This is a genomic window from Streptomyces sp. NPDC042364, assembly GCF_056437585.1.
This window is the reverse complement of the sequence record NZ_JBWKAJ010000003.1, coordinates 32,154-48,076: the sequence shown is the minus strand read 5'-3', so window position 1 is coordinate 48,076 and position 15,923 is coordinate 32,154. Positions and strand designations below refer to the sequence as shown.

Genomic DNA, 15,923 nt, shown 5'->3' with positions numbered 1-15,923 from the left:
GAACTTCTCAGGGAGCTGCTCAGTGGGGGCGATTCCGACGCAACGGGAGACCGTGCCGCGTTCTCCTGACGCGCCCGCGCGTCCGGAGGACGGAAGCGCGCCGGAGGCCCACGCCGGCACGGCCTACGTCGGGTCCGTGCGCGCCGGCGCCGATCGGCGCGCCGTGGCGCGGTTGTCGCTGCCCGGAGGCCCGCTCGCGCCCGGAGCCGCCCGGCGCTTCGTCGGCAGCGCGCTCCGGGAGTGGGCGGAACTCGACCTCCCTGGTGCCGACTCGTTCAGCGGACGGCTCGTCGAGGACGTGCTCGTCGTGGTCAGTGAACTGGTCACCAACGCGGTCGTCCACGCCGGCACCGACGTCGAACTGCTGTGCCGGTACGACCGCGACGACGGCACCGCCTCGGGCTGGCTGGTCGTCGAGGTCTCCGACCACCATCCCTCTCGCGCGGTACGCGACGAAGGCGCCGCCCGCCCGTACCTCGTCGAACGTCCTTACGGTGCCGCCGAGTACGGGCGGGGCCTGCGGCTCGTGGCGGCGGTCTCCGAGGCATGGGGCATCACCTACCGGACCGGGGCGAAGACCGTCTGGGCCCGGCTGTCGGTGGACGGGGCGCTGGCGGTGGACGAGGGGGACGAGGGGATCGGGGGATTCGGGGGCGCGCAAGGGGAACTGGGGGTGGTCGGGGCCTACGCCGGTGTCCCGGGACGGGACGGCACGGGGGCCGGCCCGTACGCCGGGGCCGAAGACGGTGAAGCACGGGCGTGCCCCGGCGGACCGGGGCTCGGAGACCACCGGGGTCAGGCGGTCGCCGGGCGGGGCGGGGGCGTGGGGCTCGGGGACGGGACGGGGCTCGGGGACGGGACGGGGCTCGGGGGTGAAGCATGCCGCGGGGACGACGCGGGAGCCACGCCGGCAGAGGCGGGACGCACGGGAGGCCGGCTGGACCCCGTCGGCCCTGCCGGCCCGGGCAGTGTGGTCGCTGAGGTCGGCGCGATCGAGCAGGGCGAGCCCGCCCGGCCCATCGAGCCTGTCGGTCCGGTCGGCTCGGTCGGCTTCGCCGGCCCCACCGGCCCCACCGGCTTCGTCCCCACCGGCCCCGTCGACAGGGGGCCGGCCGATCTCGTCGCACCGGTCCCGCGGCGCGGTGTTGAGGGGGACCGGGAGTGGCTGAACCGGGGCGCCCTCTCCTTCCTCGCCGAGGCGTCCGATCTGCTCGCCGGGCAGCTCGACGAGGACCTGGTCGCCGCGCTCGCCGGACAGCTCCTGGTGCCCCGCCTGGCCGACTGGTGCGCCGTGTGGCTGGAGGACGAGACCCTCGGCTGGCGCGGCTCCGACGGCTCCCTCGGCCCCGCGCCCCGGCTCGCCCGGGTCTGGCACGGCAGCGAGAACCGCATCGAGGACCTTCGCCGGGCCCTGGAGAAGGACCCGCCCAGGCTGCCCGAGTCGGTGCGGTCGCGCGCCGTGCCGGTGCCGTGGCCGCGGATGGGGCGCCCGGGGGCGGTGGCGGAAACGGGCGCTCCGGGGACTCCGGCGGCGTCGTCAGCCGGGCCGGGCGCGCCGGGTACGGGCGCCCCGGGGAGCGCGCGGGCGGCGGCGGAGCCGGGCACCGCATCGCTCCGGGCGGGCGGGCCGGGGTCGTCCGACGGCGGGGACAGGGGCGAGCCCGGGGGCGGCGGTGAGGGCGGGGCGGCGCTCGCGTACCGGCTGATCGCCGGTGGGCGGCCGCTCGGCACACTCGTGATCGGCCGCGCCGGACTGCTCCGCTTCCCGGACGAGCTGACCGGGCTCGTCGAGGACCTCAGCCGCCGGATCGCGCTGGCGATCGGGGCCGCCCGCCAGTACGCCCGCCAGGCCACGATCAGCCGCGTCCTGCAGCGGGGTCTGCTGCCGGGCGCGGTCGCCGAGATCCCCGGCGTGACCAGCGCCCTGGTGTACGAGCCGCGTGACAAGGGGGGACCGAGCGGCGACTTCTACGACCTGTTCCCCGCGGGCCGGGGCCGCTGGGGCTTCGCACTCGGCGACGTCCAGGGCAAGGGCCCCGAGGCCGCCGTCGTCATCGGCCTCGCCCGGCCCTGGCTGCGGCTGCTCGCCCGCGAGGGCTACGGCGTCGCCGACGTACTCGACCGCCTCAACCAGCTCCTCCTCGACGACGCGACCGAAACGGCCGACGCCGCCGCCCGTGCCCTGGTCACGGCGGGCGCCCCGGCCCTCGCCGACCCCGAGGCCTCCCAGACCCGCTTCCTCTCCCTCCTCTACGGCGAACTCGTCCCCTTCGACGGCGGCGTCCACTGCACCCTCGCCTCCGCCGGGCACCCGCTGCCGCTCCTCCTCGGCCCCGAGGGCGACGTACGGACCATGGCCGAGCCGCAGACCCTGCTCGGTGTGATCGAGGACGCGGAGTACGTCTCCGAGACGTTCGAGCTGCGCCCCGGCGACACACTGCTGTGCGTGACCGACGGGGTGACCGAGCGGCGCAGCGGCCCCGTCATGTTCGACGACGGCGACGGCCTCGCGAGCGCGCTGGCCGGGTGCGCCGGACTCAACGCCCAGCTGATCGCCGAACGGATCCGCCGGCTCGTGCACGAGTTCGGCCCGGGAGTACCCGAGGACGACCTGGCGCTGCTGGTGCTGCAGGCGGAGTAGACCCGCGAGGCGAGAGGACGGCCGTACGGGACGCCGCGCCGGGTGCTGGACAATGGAGGGCATGCCTTCCGCACTTCCCGACGGTGAGCCCGTCCCCGACGACGGGGCGCTGCCCGCGCACGCCCTGGCCGGGGCGGCCGAGCGGCCCCTCGGGTTCTATCTGCACGTCCCGTACTGCGCGACCCGCTGCGGGTACTGCGACTTCAACACCTACACGGCGACCGAGCTGCGCGGCACGGGCGGGGTGCTCGCCTCCCGCGACAACTACGCGGACACCGTCGTCGACGAGATCCGCCTCGCCCGCAAGGTCCTCGGCGACGACCCGCGGCCCGTCCGCACGGTCTTCGTCGGCGGTGGCACCCCCACGCTGCTGGCCGCCGGTGATCTCGTACGGATGCTGGGGGCGATCCGGGACGAGTTCGGGCTCGCGGACGACGCCGAGGTGACGACGGAGGCGAACCCGGAGTCCGTGGACCCCGCCTACCTGGCGGCCCTGCGGGCCGGCGGCTTCAACCGGGTCTCCTTCGGTATGCAGAGCGCCCGGCAGCACGTCCTGAGGATCCTCGACCGGACGCACACGCCGGGGCGCCCGGAGGCGTGCGTCGCGGAGGCCCGCGCGGCGGGATTCGAGCACGTCAACCTCGATCTGATCTACGGCACGCCCGGGGAGTCCGACGACGACTGGCGGGCCTCCCTGGAGGCGGCGCTCGGCGCCGGTCCGGACCACGTCTCGGCGTACGCGCTGATCGTCGAGGAGGGCACGCAGCTCGCGCGGCGGATCCGCCGGGGCGAGGTGCCGATGACGGACGACGACGTGCACGCCGACCGCTATCTGATCGCCGAGGAGATGCTGTCGGCCGCCGGCTTCGACTGGTACGAGGTCTCCAACTGGGCGACCTCCGACGCGGGCCGGTGTCTGCACAACGAGCTGTACTGGCGGGGCGCCGACTGGTGGGGCGCGGGGCCGGGCGCGCACAGCCATGTCGGCGGCGTGCGCTGGTGGAACGTCAAGCACCCCGGGGCGTACGCGGCGGCGCTGGCCGCCGGGAGGTCGCCGGGAGCGGGACGTGAACTGCTGTCGGACGAGGACCGCCGGGTCGAGCGGATCCTGCTGGAGCTGAGGCTGCGCGAAGGTGTGCCGCTGGACCTGTTGCGGGAGGACGGGCGCGCGGCCGCACACCGGGCGCTCACCGACGGGCTGCTGGCGCGGGGGCCGTACGACGCGGGTCGCGCGGTCCTGACCCTGCGGGGCCGCCTCCTCGCCGACGCGGTGGTCCGCGACCTCGTGGACTGACCACTGCCGGTCGCCGTCCGGCCTGTTGTGGACCGACCGCCTACCCTTCGCCGTCCGTGACGAAGTCGATCAGTTCCTCCACCCGTCCCAGCAGCGCCGGCTCCAGATCCCTGTAGGACCGCACACTCCCCAGGATCCGCTGCCACGCCGCACCGGTGTTCTCCGGCCATCCCAGGGCCCGGCACACCCCCGTCTTCCAGTCCTGCCCGCGGGGCACCCGCGGCCACGCCTCGATGCCCAGGGACGACGGCTTCACCGCCTCCCAGACGTCGATGTAGGGGTGGCCCACGACCAGGGCGTGTTCGCCGGTCACGGACGCGGCGATGCGGGACTCCTTGCTGCCGGGGACCAGGTGGTCGACCAGGACGCCGAGTCTCGCGTCGGGGCCGGGGGCGAAGTCCGCGACGATCGCCGGAAGGTCGTCCACACCCTCCAGGTACTCCACCACCACGCCCTCGATCCGCAGGTCGTCGCCCCAGACCTTCTCGACCAGTTCGGCGTCGTGGCGGCCCTCCACGTAGATGCGGCCGGCGCGGGCCACCCGCGCGCGGGCGCCGGGGACGGCGACCGAGCCGGACGCGGTACGGGTCGGACGGGGCGGAGCGGCGGACGAGGGGCGCACCAGCGTCACCACCCGCCCCTCCAGCAGGAACCCCCGCGGCTCCAGCGGGAACACCCGGTGCTTGCCGAAGCGGTCCTCCAGGGTCACCGTGCCCGCCTCGCAGCGGATCACCGCGCCGCAGAAACCGGTGTCGGCCTCCTCGACCACCAGGCCCGGATCGGCCGGGACCTCGGGAACCGGCTTGGGCTTCTTCCACGGCGGGGTCAGGTCCGGAGAGTACTGGCGCATTCGGATGACGATAGGAGAACCCGCGCCCGGAATCCCCCGTGCTCAGCCCGACACGCCGAAGCGGCGTGCGAGCGCATCGCGTTGGGCCCGTACGAACGCCGCGTCGACCACCGCCCCGTGCCCGGGCACGTACAGCGCGTCCTCGCCGCCCAGCTCCAGCAGCCGGTCCAGGGCGGCCGGCCAGTGGGACGGGACCGCGTCCGGACCGGCCTGGGGCTCGCCGGACTCCTCCACCAGGTCCCCGCAGAAGACGATCTCGGGGGCGGTGGGCGAGCCGGGCACCAGCACCGCCAGGTCGTGGGGCGTGTGACCGGGGCCGACGTTCGCCAGCAGCACCTGGGGGCCGTCGCCCAGGTCCAGGGTCCACTCGCCCGAGACGTGATGACGGGGGCGTACCAGCAGGTCGGCCGCCTCGGCGGCGTCCTCGACGGGCAGCCCGTGACGCACGGCGTCGGCGCGCAGCCCGTCCCGCCCGCCGTCCAGGACGCCGTCCAGGCCCACCGCGCCGAAGACCTCCACCCCGGAGAACGCGGACGCACCGAAGACATGGTCGAAGTGGGAGTGGGTGAGCGCGAGATGTGTCACACGGGTGCCGCCCAGCAGCTCACGCGCCTGGCCGCGCAACCGCGCGCCTTCCCGCAGGCTCGAACCCGCGTCGATCATCAGGGCCGCGCCGTCCCCGACCACCAGCCCCACCGTGCAGTCCCAGCCGGGGAGGCGGCACCGTCCGACCCGCGGCGCCAAACCCTCCCACCCGCACTCTTTCCAAGTCACCGTCATGACCCGAAGCTAGCCCCCAGTGGCCGTGCCCGTGCCCCGTACGGTGTCCGCGGCGCCCGGCACCTTCCCGCCCCTGCCACCCCGTGTTCCTCATCACCCTCCGCGTGGCCGGCCGGCCACGCGAAGGGCCCGGACCCGTCGGTGGAAAGCGGTGCGACATCGCCGGACAGGTCGGTACACCTCGGCACGACATGGCTGGACCGGCCTTGCCGGGGGCGTACCCCACCGCCGTACACTGGGCGGGGAGTGTTGGCACTCGCCGCGGGCGAGTGCCAAGGGGGAAGTCGCGCGGAGACGAGCTGGAGGTGTGCGCGAATGCTCAGTGAACGCAGGCTCCAGGTGCTGCGCGCCATCGTCCAGGACTATGTCGGCACCGAGGAGCCGGTGGGGTCGAAGGCCCTCACCGAGCGGCACAACCTCGGCGTGTCCCCGGCGACGGTCCGCAACGACATGGCGGCGCTGGAGGACGAGGGCTACATCGCCCAGCCCCACACCAGCGCGGGCCGCATCCCCACCGACAAGGGATACCGGCTCTTCGTCGACAAGCTGGCCGGTGTCAAGCCGATGACCGCGCCCGAGCGGCGCGCCATCCAGAACTTCCTGGACGGCGCCGTCGACCTGGACGACGTGGTCGCGCGGACCGTGCGGCTGCTCGCCCAGCTGACCCGCCAGGTCGCCGTCGTGCAGTACCCGTCGCTCACCCGATCGACGGTGCGGCACGTGGAACTGCTGTCGCTGGCCCCCGCCCGCCTGATGCTCGTGCTGATCACGGACACCGGCCGGGTGGAGCAGCGGATGGTCGACTGCCCGGCGCCGTTCGGAGAAACGTCTCTCGCGGATCTGCGCGCCCGGCTGAACAGCCGGGTCGCGGGCCGCCGGTTCACCGATGTGCCCCGGCTGGTCGAGGACCTGCCGGAGGCGTTCGACGTCGAGGACCGGGGTACGGTCTCGACGGTGCTCTCCACGCTGCTGGAGACCCTTGTCGAGGAGAACGAGGAGCGGCTGATGATCGGCGGCACCGCCAATCTGACCCGCTTCGGACATGACTTCCCCCTCACGATCCGGCCCGTCCTCGAAGCACTGGAGGAACAGGTCGTGCTCCTCAAGTTGCTCGGGGAGGCGGGGGATTCGGGCATGACCGTCCGCATCGGTCACGAGAACGCGTATGAGGGACTCAACTCCACGTCCGTCGTCTCGGTCGGCTACGGTTCGGGCGGCGAGGCAGTCGCGAAACTGGGCGTGGTCGGACCTACGCGCATGGACTATCCGGGAACGATGGGAGCGGTACGAGCGGTGGCACGGTACGTCGGACAGATCCTGGCGGAGTCTTAAGTGGCCACGGACTACTACGCCGTACTCGGCGTGCGCCGCGACGCGTCCCAGGACGAGATCAAGAAGGCGTTCCGGAGGCTCGCTCGCGAGCTGCACCCGGACGTCAACCCCGATCCGAAGACGCAGGAGCGGTTCAAGGAGATCAACGCCGCGTACGAGGTTCTCTCGGACCCGCAGAAGAAGCAGGTCTACGACCTCGGCGGCGACCCGCTGTCCCAGGCGGGCGGCGGAGGCGCGGGCGGCTTCGGCGCCGGTGGCTTCGGGAACTTCTCGGACATCATGGACGCCTTCTTCGGTACGGCGTCCCAGCGCGGCCCCCGGTCGCGCACGCGCCGCGGCCAGGACGCGATGATCCGGCTGGAGGTCGACCTCGACGAGGCCGCCTTCGGCACGACGAAGGACATCCAGGTCGACACGGCCGTGGTGTGCGGCACCTGCAGCGGCGAGGGCGCGGCCCCCGGCACAAGCGCGCAGACCTGTGACATGTGCCGCGGCCGCGGCGAGGTCTCGCAGGTCACGCGGTCCTTCCTGGGCCAGGTCATGACCTCGCGTCCCTGCCCGCAGTGCCAGGGCTTCGGCACCGTCGTCCCGACCCCGTGCCCCGAGTGCGCGGGCGACGGACGGGTGCGGTCGCGGCGCACGCTGACGGTGAAGATCCCGGCCGGTGTCGACAACGGCACCCGCATCCAGCTCGCCGGTGAGGGCGAGGTCGGACCCGGCGGCGGTCCCGCCGGTGACCTCTACGTCGAGATCCACGAGCTGCCGCACGCCGTCTTCCAGCGGCGCGGCGACGACCTGCACTGCACGGTGACGATCCCCATGACCGCGGCGGCGCTCGGCACGAAGGTGCCGCTGGAGACGCTGGACGGTCTGGAGGAGGTCGACATCCGGCCCGGCACCCAGTCCGGTCAGTCGATCCCGCTGCACGGGCGCGGTGTCACGCATCTGCGCGGCGGAGGCCGAGGCGACCTCATCGTCCACGTCGAGGTGCAGACGCCGACGAAGCTCGACCCCGAGCAGGAGCAGCTGCTGCGGCAGCTGGCGGCACTGCGGGGCGAGGAGCGGCCGACGGGGCAGTTCCAGCCGGGGCAGCAGGGGCTGTTCTCGCGGCTGAAGGACGCGTTCAACGGGCGCTGACCGTGGGTCGTCCGGCTGCGGGTGGGTGAGGGCCGGTCGTGCGGTTCCACCACGAACCACTCGCGGCCGGACCGTCCGCCCACCCGATTCGGCGACGGTCCGTGGACGTGAAAGCATGCGGCCATGTCCTCCTCCGCACTGACCGATCTCTTTCCCCTCCCGATCGTGCAGGCCCCGATGGCGGGCGGTGTCTCCGTCCCGCCACTGGCCGCCGCCGTGTCCGAGGCCGGGGGCCTGGGGTTCCTGGCCGCCGGGTACAAGACGGCCGACGGGATGTACCAGGAGATCAAGGCGCTCCGGGCGCTCACCTCACGCCCCTTCGGCGTGAACCTGTTCATGCCGCAGCCCGAGCACGCGGAGCCCGCCGCCGTCGAGGTGTACGCGGAGCAGCTGGCCGGTGAGGCCTCCTGGTACGAGACGGAACTGGGCGACCCCGACAGCGGGCGGGACGACGGCTACGAGGCCAAGCTCGCCGTACTGCTCGACAACCCCGTGCCGGTGGTCTCCTTCCACTTCGGCTGCCCGACCCCCGAGGTCATCGAGTCCCTCGCCCGCAAGGGCACGCTGACCCTCGTCACCGCGACCTCCGCCGAGGAGGCGCAGGCCGTGGAGCGGTCGGGCGCCCACGCGGTGATCGTGCAGGGCGTCGAGGCCGGCGGCCACCAGGGCACCCACCGGGACGACCCGGAGCGGGACTGCGCCGGCATCGGGCTGCTCTCCCTGGTCGCCCAGGTCCGGGAGGCCGTGGCGCTGCCGATCGTCGCGGCGGGCGGAATCATGCGCGGCGGTCAGATCGCCGCTCTCCTCACGGCGGGCGCGAGCGCCGCCCAGCTGGGTACGGCCTTCCTCGCCACGCCCGAGTCCGGGGCCGCCGCCGTCCACAAGCGGGCGCTGACCGACCCCCTCTTCGTCCGAACGGAGCTGACCCGCGCCTTCTCCGGGCGGCCTGCCCGGGGACTGGTCAACCGCTTCATGCGTGAGCACGGTCCCTACGCGCCCGTCGCGTACCCCGAGGTCCACCACCTGACCTCGCCGCTGCGCAAGGCCGCCGCGAAGGCCGAGGACACGCAGGGCATGGCGCTGTGGGCCGGGCAGGGGCACCGGATGGCGCGGGCGCTGCCGGCCGGGGAGCTGGTCGGGGTGCTGGCCGCCGAGATCGCGGAGGCGCGGGCCGCGGTCGTCTCCGCCGGGATCGGGACGGCCGGGCCGGGGTCGGGGGCCGCCTCCGCTTCCGGCTCCGGCGAGGGCGTGGCCGGGGGCGGTTCCGGGGCCCCGGCGGGCGGTGAGGGCCGATGACCGCTCCTGTCTTCGTGGTCGAGTCGCTGGAGCTGCCGGACGGCAGCGGTGGTGAGTTCGTGCTCGACGGGCCCGAGGGGCGGCACGCCGTCTCCGTGAAGCGGCTGCGTCCCGGCGAGGACGTCGTCCTCACCGACGGGCGGGGCCGCTGGGCCGAAGGGATCGTCAAGGCGGCCGAGGGCAAGGACCGGCTCGTGGTGATGGACCTGGAGTCCGTCCACGAGGAGCCGGTCGCGCGGCCCCGGATCACCGTCGTACAGGCGTTGCCGAAGGGCGACCGGGGCGAGCTGGCCGTCGAGACCATGACCGAGGTCGGCATCGACGCGATCGTGCCGTGGGCGGCGTCGCGGTGCATCACCCAGTGGAAGGGCGAGCGGGGGCTCAAGGCCCTCGCGAAGTGGCGGGCGACGGCCCGGGAGGCGGGGAAGCAGTCACGGCGGGTGCGGTTCCCCGAGGTCGCGGAACCGGCGACCGGCAAGCAGGTCGCCGAGTTGCTCGCCGCCGCGGACTTCGCCGGTGTGCTGCACGAGAGCGGTGACGCGGCGCTGGCCTCGGCCGAACTCCCCTCCGCGGGGGAGATCGTGCTGGTCGTGGGGCCCGAAGGGGGCGTCTCCCCGGAGGAGTTGGCGCTGTTCGGGGAAGCCGGGGCCCGCGCCTACCGGCTGGGGCCGAGTGTTCTGCGTACGTCCACGGCCGGTACGGCGGCGGGGGCGCTGCTGCTGACCCGTACGGGGCGCTGGGCGTGACGGCGCCTTGTAGCTCGGGGGTTCGGGTGGTTTTGGCGGGTGCGGGTGGTGTGTGGTTTCTCGCGCAGTTCCCCGCGCCCCTGAAGGGTTGGGCCTGCGGCCCCCCTTCATAGGAAGAGCGCGGGGCGCAGCCCGCGCCTTTTCAGGGGCGTGGGGCGGCGACACATGCGGCTCCGCGCGCGGGCGCGAACAACCCCCACCCACCCCACCCGCACCCCCGAGTCCCGGGGCAGGCGGATATCCGCGCCGCCGCGGGGGAACACCCCGCATGGAGAGCGTGGCTGCTTGTGGTCTTCCGGGGCCGGGACCCCCGGTGGGAAGGTGGCGTCCATGGGGGTTTTCGGACGAGTAAGGGTCAACCGGTCCGCCGGACGCCGGACGTTGGCGCGGGCCGGCCTCGGAATCGCGGCTGTCGTCACACTGGTGGCCTGCGAGGGGGGTGGGATCAACACCGGCGCGGTCGCCTTCACCACGGACCAGACGGGCACCAGGGAACTGGAGCGGCACGGCGTCGACGTCCAGTGGCTCACCTGCACGGCCTCGTACGGCGACAGCGGCGGCGACAGCGGCGACAGGAAGAAGTCCGCTTCTCCCTCCGCTTCCGTCGACACCGTGGCGAACGTGGACTGCACGGGCGAGGACAGGAAGGGCCGGGACATCACGATCACCGGAAAGGTGACCAAGGAGGTCAACGGCAAGTGCGTCCGCGGTGACCTGACCGCCAAGGTCGACGGCAGGCAGCGCTTCCGCGTCGACGTGCTCGGCAACTGCAACGCCCCCGACCCCACCCCCGGGACATCGAACCAGCCGGGTCGGCCCGGACCCACCGTGACGGTGACCGTCACCCAGACCATCTGGTGCCAGAAGGACCCGCAGTGCTGGCCGGAAGGCAAGTAACCGGAGGACGGAAGGGGCGAAGGGGGCAAGTGCGGTTCCCGGGGGGCGACATGATCCAAACGTCTCCCCATATGCCCGCCCGCTGCTTACAGTGACCGGGTGACTCAGACCGCACTGTCCACACAGTCCGTACAGTCCGCGTATCTCCGATACCCGCACCTGCACGGCGACTTGGTCGCCTTCACCGCCGAGGACGACGTCTGGGTCGCCCCTCTCGACGGCGGTCGTGCGTGGCGCGTCAGCGCGGACAACATGCCCGTCAACCATCCGCGTATCTCCCCGGACGGCACGCTCGTCGCGTGGACCTCCACCCGGGACGGCGCCCCCGAGGTGCATGTCGCGCCCGTCGACGGCGGCCCGGCCAAGCGCCTCACCCACTGGGGCAGTTGGCGGACCCAGGTGCGCGGCTGGACCCCCGACGGGCAGGTCCTCGCGCTCAGCACCCAGGGAGAGGCCAGCCTGCGGCGGAGCTGGGCGCGGGCGGTCCCGCTCGACGGCGGACCCGCCACGACCCTGCCGTACGGCCCCGTCGGCCATGTCGCGTACGGTCCGGCCACCGTGCTGCTGTCCGCGCCGATGGGGCGCGAGGCCGCCTGGTGGAAGCGGTACCGGGGCGGCACGGCGGGCAAGCTGTGGATCGACCGTGAGGGCGACGGCGAGTTCGTCCGCCTCCACGCCGACCTCGACGGGAACCTGGAGTACCCGCTGTGGGTGGGCGACCGGATCGCGTTCCTCTCCGACCACGAGGGCGTCGGCGCGCTGTACTCCTCGCTCGCGGACGGCTCCGACCTGCGGCGCCACACACCCGTCGACGGTTTCTACGCCCGGCACGCGGCCACCGACGGCACGCGGGTCGTGTACGCGTCCGCCGGTGAGCTGTGGCTGCTCGACGACCTCGACGGGGCCGAGCCGCGCAGGGTCGACGTCCGGCTGGGCGGGCAGCGCGTCGACCTCCAGCCGTTCCCGGTGAACGCCTCCCGCTGGTTCGGCTCCGCCTCGCCCGATCACACCGCCCGGGGCAGCGCGGTCGCCGTACGCGGCTCCGTGCACTGGGTCACCCACCGCTCCGGCCCCGCCCGGGCGCTCGCCGCCGAGCACGGGGTGCGGGCCCGGCTGCCGCGTGCCTTCCGGGTGGAGGGCGAGGAGTGGGTGGTCTGGGTGACGGACGCGGAGGGCGACGACGCCCTGGAGTTCGCCCCCGCGACCGGCGCCGGACCGGGCACGACTCCGCGCCGGCTCGCCGCCGGGCAGCTGGGCCGGGTCCTCGGGCTCGCCGTGGCCCCCGACGGCAGCCGGGTCGCCGTCGCCGCGCACGACGGGCGGGTGCTGCTCGTCGAGCGGGAGACGGGCGAGGTACGGGAGGTCGACCGCAGCGAGGACGGAGAGGCGACCGGGCTCGTCTTCTCGCCCGACTCGGCCTGGCTCGCCTGGTCGCACCCGGGCGCCCGCCCGCTGCGCCAGCTCAAGCTCGCCAACACCGCCGACCTGTCCGTCACCGAGGCCACCCCGCTCCGCTTCCAGGACTACTCGCCTGCGTTCACCCTCGACGGCAAGCACCTGGCCTTCCTCTCCGCGCGCGCCTTCGACCCCGTCTACGACGAGCACGTCTTCGACCTGCACTTCGTCAGCGGCGCCCGCCCGCACCTCATCACGCTCGCCGCCACCACCCCCTCGCCCTTCGGGCCGCAGCGCCACGGCCGGCCGTTCGAGGCCCCCGACAAGGAGGAGACCCCGGACAGCGAGGGCGCCCCCGTCACCCGTATCGACCTCGAAGGGCTGGCCGACCGGATCGTGCCCTTCCCCGTCGAGGCCGCCCGCTACTCCACGCTCCGCGCAGCCAAGGACGGTGTGCTGTGGCTGCGCCACCCCGTCACCGGCGTCCTCGGCCACTCCCGGGCCACCCCCGACGACCCCGACCCGAAGACGTCCCTGGAGCGGTACGACCTCGCCCAGCGGCGCCTGGAGTACCTGGCCTCCGACGCCGAGCACTACGCCGTCAGCGGCGACGGCAAACGGGTGCTGCTGTGGACCGACGGCAAACTCAAGGTCGTCCCCAGCGACCGGCGGGCCTCGGGCGACGACGAGAGCGACAGCAACATCACCGTCGACCTCGGCCGCGTCCGGCAGACGGTGGACCCGGCCGCCGAGTGGCGGCAGATGTTCGACGAGACCGGCCGCCTCATGCGGGACAACTTCTGGCGCCCCGACCTCGGCGGTGTCGACTGGCAGGCCGTCCTCGACCGCTACCGGCCCGTCCTCGACCGGGTCGCCACCCACGACGACCTCGTCGACCTGCTGTGGGAGGTGCAGGGCGAACTCGGCACGTCCCACGCCTACGTCACCCCGCGCGGCGGCGGGGGCTCCGGCGACCGGCGGCAGGGACTCCTCGGCGCGGACATCTCCCGGCACGAGGACGGGACCTGGCGCATCGACCGCGTCCTGCCGTCGGAGACCTCCGACCCCGACGCGCACGCGCCGCTCGCCGCGCCGGGCGTGGCCGTGCGGGCCGGGGACGCGATCGTCGCCGTCGGCGGACAGCCGGTCGATCCGGTGGCCGGGCCCGGGCCGCTGCTCGTCGGCACCGCGGGCAAGCCGGTCGAACTGACCGTCCTCCCCTCCGGCGGCGGCGACCCGCGCCATGCCGTCGTCGTGCCCATCGCGGACGAGGAACCGCTGCGCTACCACGCGTGGGTGGCGGACCGGAGGGCCTACGTCCACGAGAAGTCCGGCGGCCGGCTCGGCTATCTGCACGTGCCCGACATGGTCGGGTCCGGCTGGGCGCAGCTCCACCGGGACCTGCGGATCGAGGTCGCCCGGGAAGGGCTCGTCGTGGACGTCCGGGAGAACCGGGGAGGACACACGTCGCAGCTCGTGGTGGAGAAGCTGGCGCGGCGGATCGTGGGCTGGGACCTGCCGCGCGGGATGCGGGCGACCAGCTACCCCGACGACGCGCCCCGGGGCCCCGTCGTCGCCGTGGCCAACGAGTTCTCCGGGTCCGACGGGGACATCGTGAACGCGGCCATCAAGGCGCTCGGCATCGGCCCGGTGGTCGGGACGCGGACGTGGGGCGGGGTCGTCGGGATCGACAGCCGGTACCGGCTGGTCGACGGGACGCTGGTGACCCAGCCGAAGTACGCGTTCTGGCTGGAGGGGTACGGGTGGGGCGTCGAGAACCACGGCGTCGACCCGGACGTCGAGGTCGTCCAGGCGCCGCAGGACCACGCGGCCGGCCGCGACCCTCAGCTGGACGAGGCGATCCGGATCGCGTTGGCGGGGCTGGAGGAGACGCCGGCGAAGACGGCACCGACGCTGCCGCGGGAGCCGGGCGAGGGCGCCTGATAGCTCGGGGGCGCGCTGCTTGTTGGGCGGGTGCGGGTCGGTGGGGGCCGTTCGCGCAGTTCCCCGCGCCCCTGAAGAGCGACCGGGGCTGCGCGCCGTGCTTTTCGGGGAACGGTGGGCCGCAGGCCCGTCCCTCCAGGGGCGCGGGGCGGTGACACATGCGGCTCCGCCGCGTGGGCGCGACCAGCCCCAACCCACCCGCACCGACCCGGGAAACCCCGGCCCCCAATTCGCGGAGCGACGTCGCACCCCGGTCGATACGATGGCGCCGTAGTGATCACATCGGCGCAGCGGAGGCGACGTATGGCAGGGGAGCCGCAGGACGACTGTCTGTTCTGCAAGATCGCGGCGGGGCATGTACCGGCGACGATCGTGAGGGAGACGGAGACGACCCTCGCGTTCCGGGACATCAACCCCCAGGCGCCGACCCACGTCCTGGTGATCCCGAAGGCGCACTACCCGGACGCCGCCTCGCTCGCCACCGCGGCCCCCGCGCTCGCCGCGGACGTCCTGCGCGAGACCCAGGCCGTCGCGGACGAGGACAAGCTGGAGAGCTACCGCGTCGTCTTCAACACCGGCAGCGGCGCGGGGCAGACCGTCTGGCACGCCCACGCGCATGTCATCGGCGGCCGCGGCCTCCAGTGGCCCCCCGGGTGACGAGCCGTGTCCTCACGTGAACTGGTGGTCCTCGGCACCGCCAGCCAGGTCCCGACCCGGCACCGCAACCACAACGGCTATCTCCTGCGGTGGGACGGCGAGGGCCTGCTGTTCGACCCCGGCGAGGGCACCCAGCGCCAGATGCTGCGCGCCGGCGTCGCCGCGCACGACCTGAACCGCCTGTGCGTCACCCACTTCCACGGTGACCACTCGCTCGGGCTGGCCGGAGTCATCCAGCGCATCAACCTCGACCGCGTCCCGCACGGGATCACCGCGCACTACCCGCGCTCCGGCAAACGGTTCTTCGACCGGCTGCGGTACGCGACGGCGTACCGGGAGACCGTGCGGATCGCCGAGGTCCCCGTCGACGGGGACGGCGCGGTACTGGCCGCCACCCCCGCGTACACGCTCGACGCCCGCAAGCTCTCCCACCCCGTCGAGTCGTACGGCTACCGGCTCGTCGAGCCCGACGGGCGCCGCATGCTGCCCGAGCGGCTCGCCGAGCACGGCATCAAGGGGCCGGACATCGGGCGGATCCAGCGGGAGGGCGTCCTCGGGAGCGTCGTCCTGGACGACGTGAGCGAGCTGCGCCGCGGACAGCGGTTCGCGTTCATCATGGACACCCGGCTGTGCGACGGGGTCTACGCCCTCGCGGACGGCGCCGACATGCTCGTCATCGAGTCCACCTTCCTGAACGAGGACATCGAACTCGCGGTGGACCACGGGCATCTGACCGCCGGTCAGGCGGCCTCCGTGGCCCGGGACTGCGGCGTACGGCATCTTGTGCTGACCCACTTCAGCCAGCGCTACACGGAGCCGGAGGAGTTCGAGCGGCAGGCGCGGGCGGCCGGCTTCGAGGGGGAGCTGAGTGTGGCGCACGACCTGATGAGGGTGGCGTTGCCGAAACGACGGTGACGCACGCGGCGTATGCGAAGTCACGGTACGCCGGACGTA

The 15,923-nt window shown here is 73.8% G+C and carries 12 protein-coding genes; 10 read left to right on the top strand and 2 right to left on the bottom strand.

The window, feature by feature from the left end; all coding sequences use genetic code 11:
* The first annotated feature begins 52 nt into the window (after positions 1–52).
* Complete coding sequence (locus AC067N_RS06800; RefSeq protein WP_478677837.1) at positions 53–2,641, top strand: SpoIIE family protein phosphatase; 2,589 nt, start codon at positions 53–55, stop codon at positions 2,639–2,641.
* A 61-nt stretch (positions 2,642–2,702) separates the two neighbouring features.
* A complete protein-coding gene (gene hemW / locus AC067N_RS06795; RefSeq protein WP_478677836.1) occupies positions 2,703–3,935 on the top strand; it encodes a radical SAM family heme chaperone HemW in 1,233 nt (410 codons plus the stop codon).
* A gap of 40 nt (positions 3,936–3,975) precedes the next feature.
* Here hemW and AC067N_RS06790 read toward each other — a convergent pair whose 3' ends face one another.
* A complete protein-coding gene (locus AC067N_RS06790) occupies positions 3,976–4,785 on the bottom strand; it encodes a DUF3097 domain-containing protein (RefSeq protein ID WP_478677835.1) in 810 nt (269 codons plus the stop codon).
* A 42-nt stretch (positions 4,786–4,827) separates the two neighbouring features.
* Complete coding sequence (locus AC067N_RS06785; RefSeq protein WP_478677834.1) at positions 4,828–5,565, bottom strand: MBL fold metallo-hydrolase; 738 nt, start codon at positions 5,563–5,565, stop codon at positions 4,828–4,830.
* A gap of 315 nt (positions 5,566–5,880) precedes the next feature.
* Here AC067N_RS06785 and hrcA point away from each other — a divergent pair, with 315 nt between their 5' ends.
* The 8 genes from hrcA (at position 5,881) to AC067N_RS06745 (ending at position 15,884) form a co-directional block, all read left to right on the top strand.
* A complete protein-coding gene (gene hrcA, locus AC067N_RS06780) occupies positions 5,881–6,897 on the top strand; it encodes a heat-inducible transcriptional repressor HrcA (protein ID WP_055543005.1) in 1,017 nt (338 codons plus the stop codon).
* The gene (gene dnaJ, locus AC067N_RS06775) at positions 6,898–8,034 is read left to right on the top strand and encodes a molecular chaperone DnaJ (protein ID WP_478677833.1); all 1,137 of its coding nucleotides are present in this window, start codon (positions 6,898–6,900) and stop codon (positions 8,032–8,034) included.
* A 123-nt stretch (positions 8,035–8,157) separates the two neighbouring features.
* A complete protein-coding gene (locus tag AC067N_RS06770; RefSeq protein WP_478677832.1) occupies positions 8,158–9,330 on the top strand; it encodes a nitronate monooxygenase in 1,173 nt (390 codons plus the stop codon).
* Positions 9,327–10,076: a 16S rRNA (uracil(1498)-N(3))-methyltransferase gene (locus tag AC067N_RS06765; RefSeq protein WP_478677831.1), complete on the top strand. Its 750-nt coding sequence runs from the start codon at positions 9,327–9,329 to the stop codon at positions 10,074–10,076. The genes AC067N_RS06770 and AC067N_RS06765 overlap by 4 nt, the downstream gene beginning before the upstream one ends.
* A 330-nt stretch (positions 10,077–10,406) precedes the next feature.
* On the top strand, positions 10,407–10,973 hold the full coding sequence (locus tag AC067N_RS06760; RefSeq protein WP_478677830.1) for a hypothetical protein: 567 nt from the start codon (positions 10,407–10,409) through the stop codon (positions 10,971–10,973).
* A 99-nt stretch (positions 10,974–11,072) separates the two neighbouring features.
* The gene (locus AC067N_RS06755; protein ID WP_478677829.1) at positions 11,073–14,312 is read left to right on the top strand and encodes a S41 family peptidase; all 3,240 of its coding nucleotides are present in this window, start codon (positions 11,073–11,075) and stop codon (positions 14,310–14,312) included.
* A 303-nt stretch (positions 14,313–14,615) separates the two neighbouring features.
* Complete coding sequence (locus AC067N_RS06750) at positions 14,616–14,969, top strand: histidine triad nucleotide-binding protein (protein ID WP_478677828.1); 354 nt, start codon at positions 14,616–14,618, stop codon at positions 14,967–14,969.
* 6 nt (positions 14,970–14,975) lie between these two features.
* Positions 14,976–15,884 (top strand): ribonuclease Z, encoded by a 909-nt coding sequence (locus tag AC067N_RS06745; protein ID WP_478677827.1) that lies wholly within the window; start codon positions 14,976–14,978, stop codon positions 15,882–15,884.
* The last annotated feature ends 39 nt before the right edge of the window (positions 15,885–15,923 follow it).

What these genes read in the sequence shown, in the direction of transcription:
- AC067N_RS06765 (WP_478677831.1), top strand. Translation starts at nt 9,327, where the DNA reads ATGACCGCTCCTGTCTTCGTGGTCGAGTCGCTGGAGCTGCCGGACGGC.
- AC067N_RS06750 (WP_478677828.1), top strand. Translation starts at nt 14,616, where the DNA reads ATGGCAGGGGAGCCGCAGGACGACTGTCTGTTCTGCAAGATCGCGGCG.
- hrcA (WP_055543005.1), top strand. Translation starts at nt 5,881, where the DNA reads ATGCTCAGTGAACGCAGGCTCCAGGTGCTGCGCGCCATCGTCCAGGAC.
- AC067N_RS06770 (WP_478677832.1), top strand. Translation starts at nt 8,158, where the DNA reads ATGTCCTCCTCCGCACTGACCGATCTCTTTCCCCTCCCGATCGTGCAG.
- AC067N_RS06760 (WP_478677830.1), top strand. Translation starts at nt 10,407, where the DNA reads ATGGGGGTTTTCGGACGAGTAAGGGTCAACCGGTCCGCCGGACGCCGG.
- AC067N_RS06785 (WP_478677834.1), bottom strand. Translation starts at nt 5,565, where the DNA reads ATGACGGTGACTTGGAAAGAGTGCGGGTGGGAGGGTTTGGCGCCGCGG.
- hemW (WP_478677836.1), top strand. Translation starts at nt 2,703, where the DNA reads ATGCCTTCCGCACTTCCCGACGGTGAGCCCGTCCCCGACGACGGGGCG.
- AC067N_RS06790 (WP_478677835.1), bottom strand. Translation starts at nt 4,785, where the DNA reads ATGCGCCAGTACTCTCCGGACCTGACCCCGCCGTGGAAGAAGCCCAAG.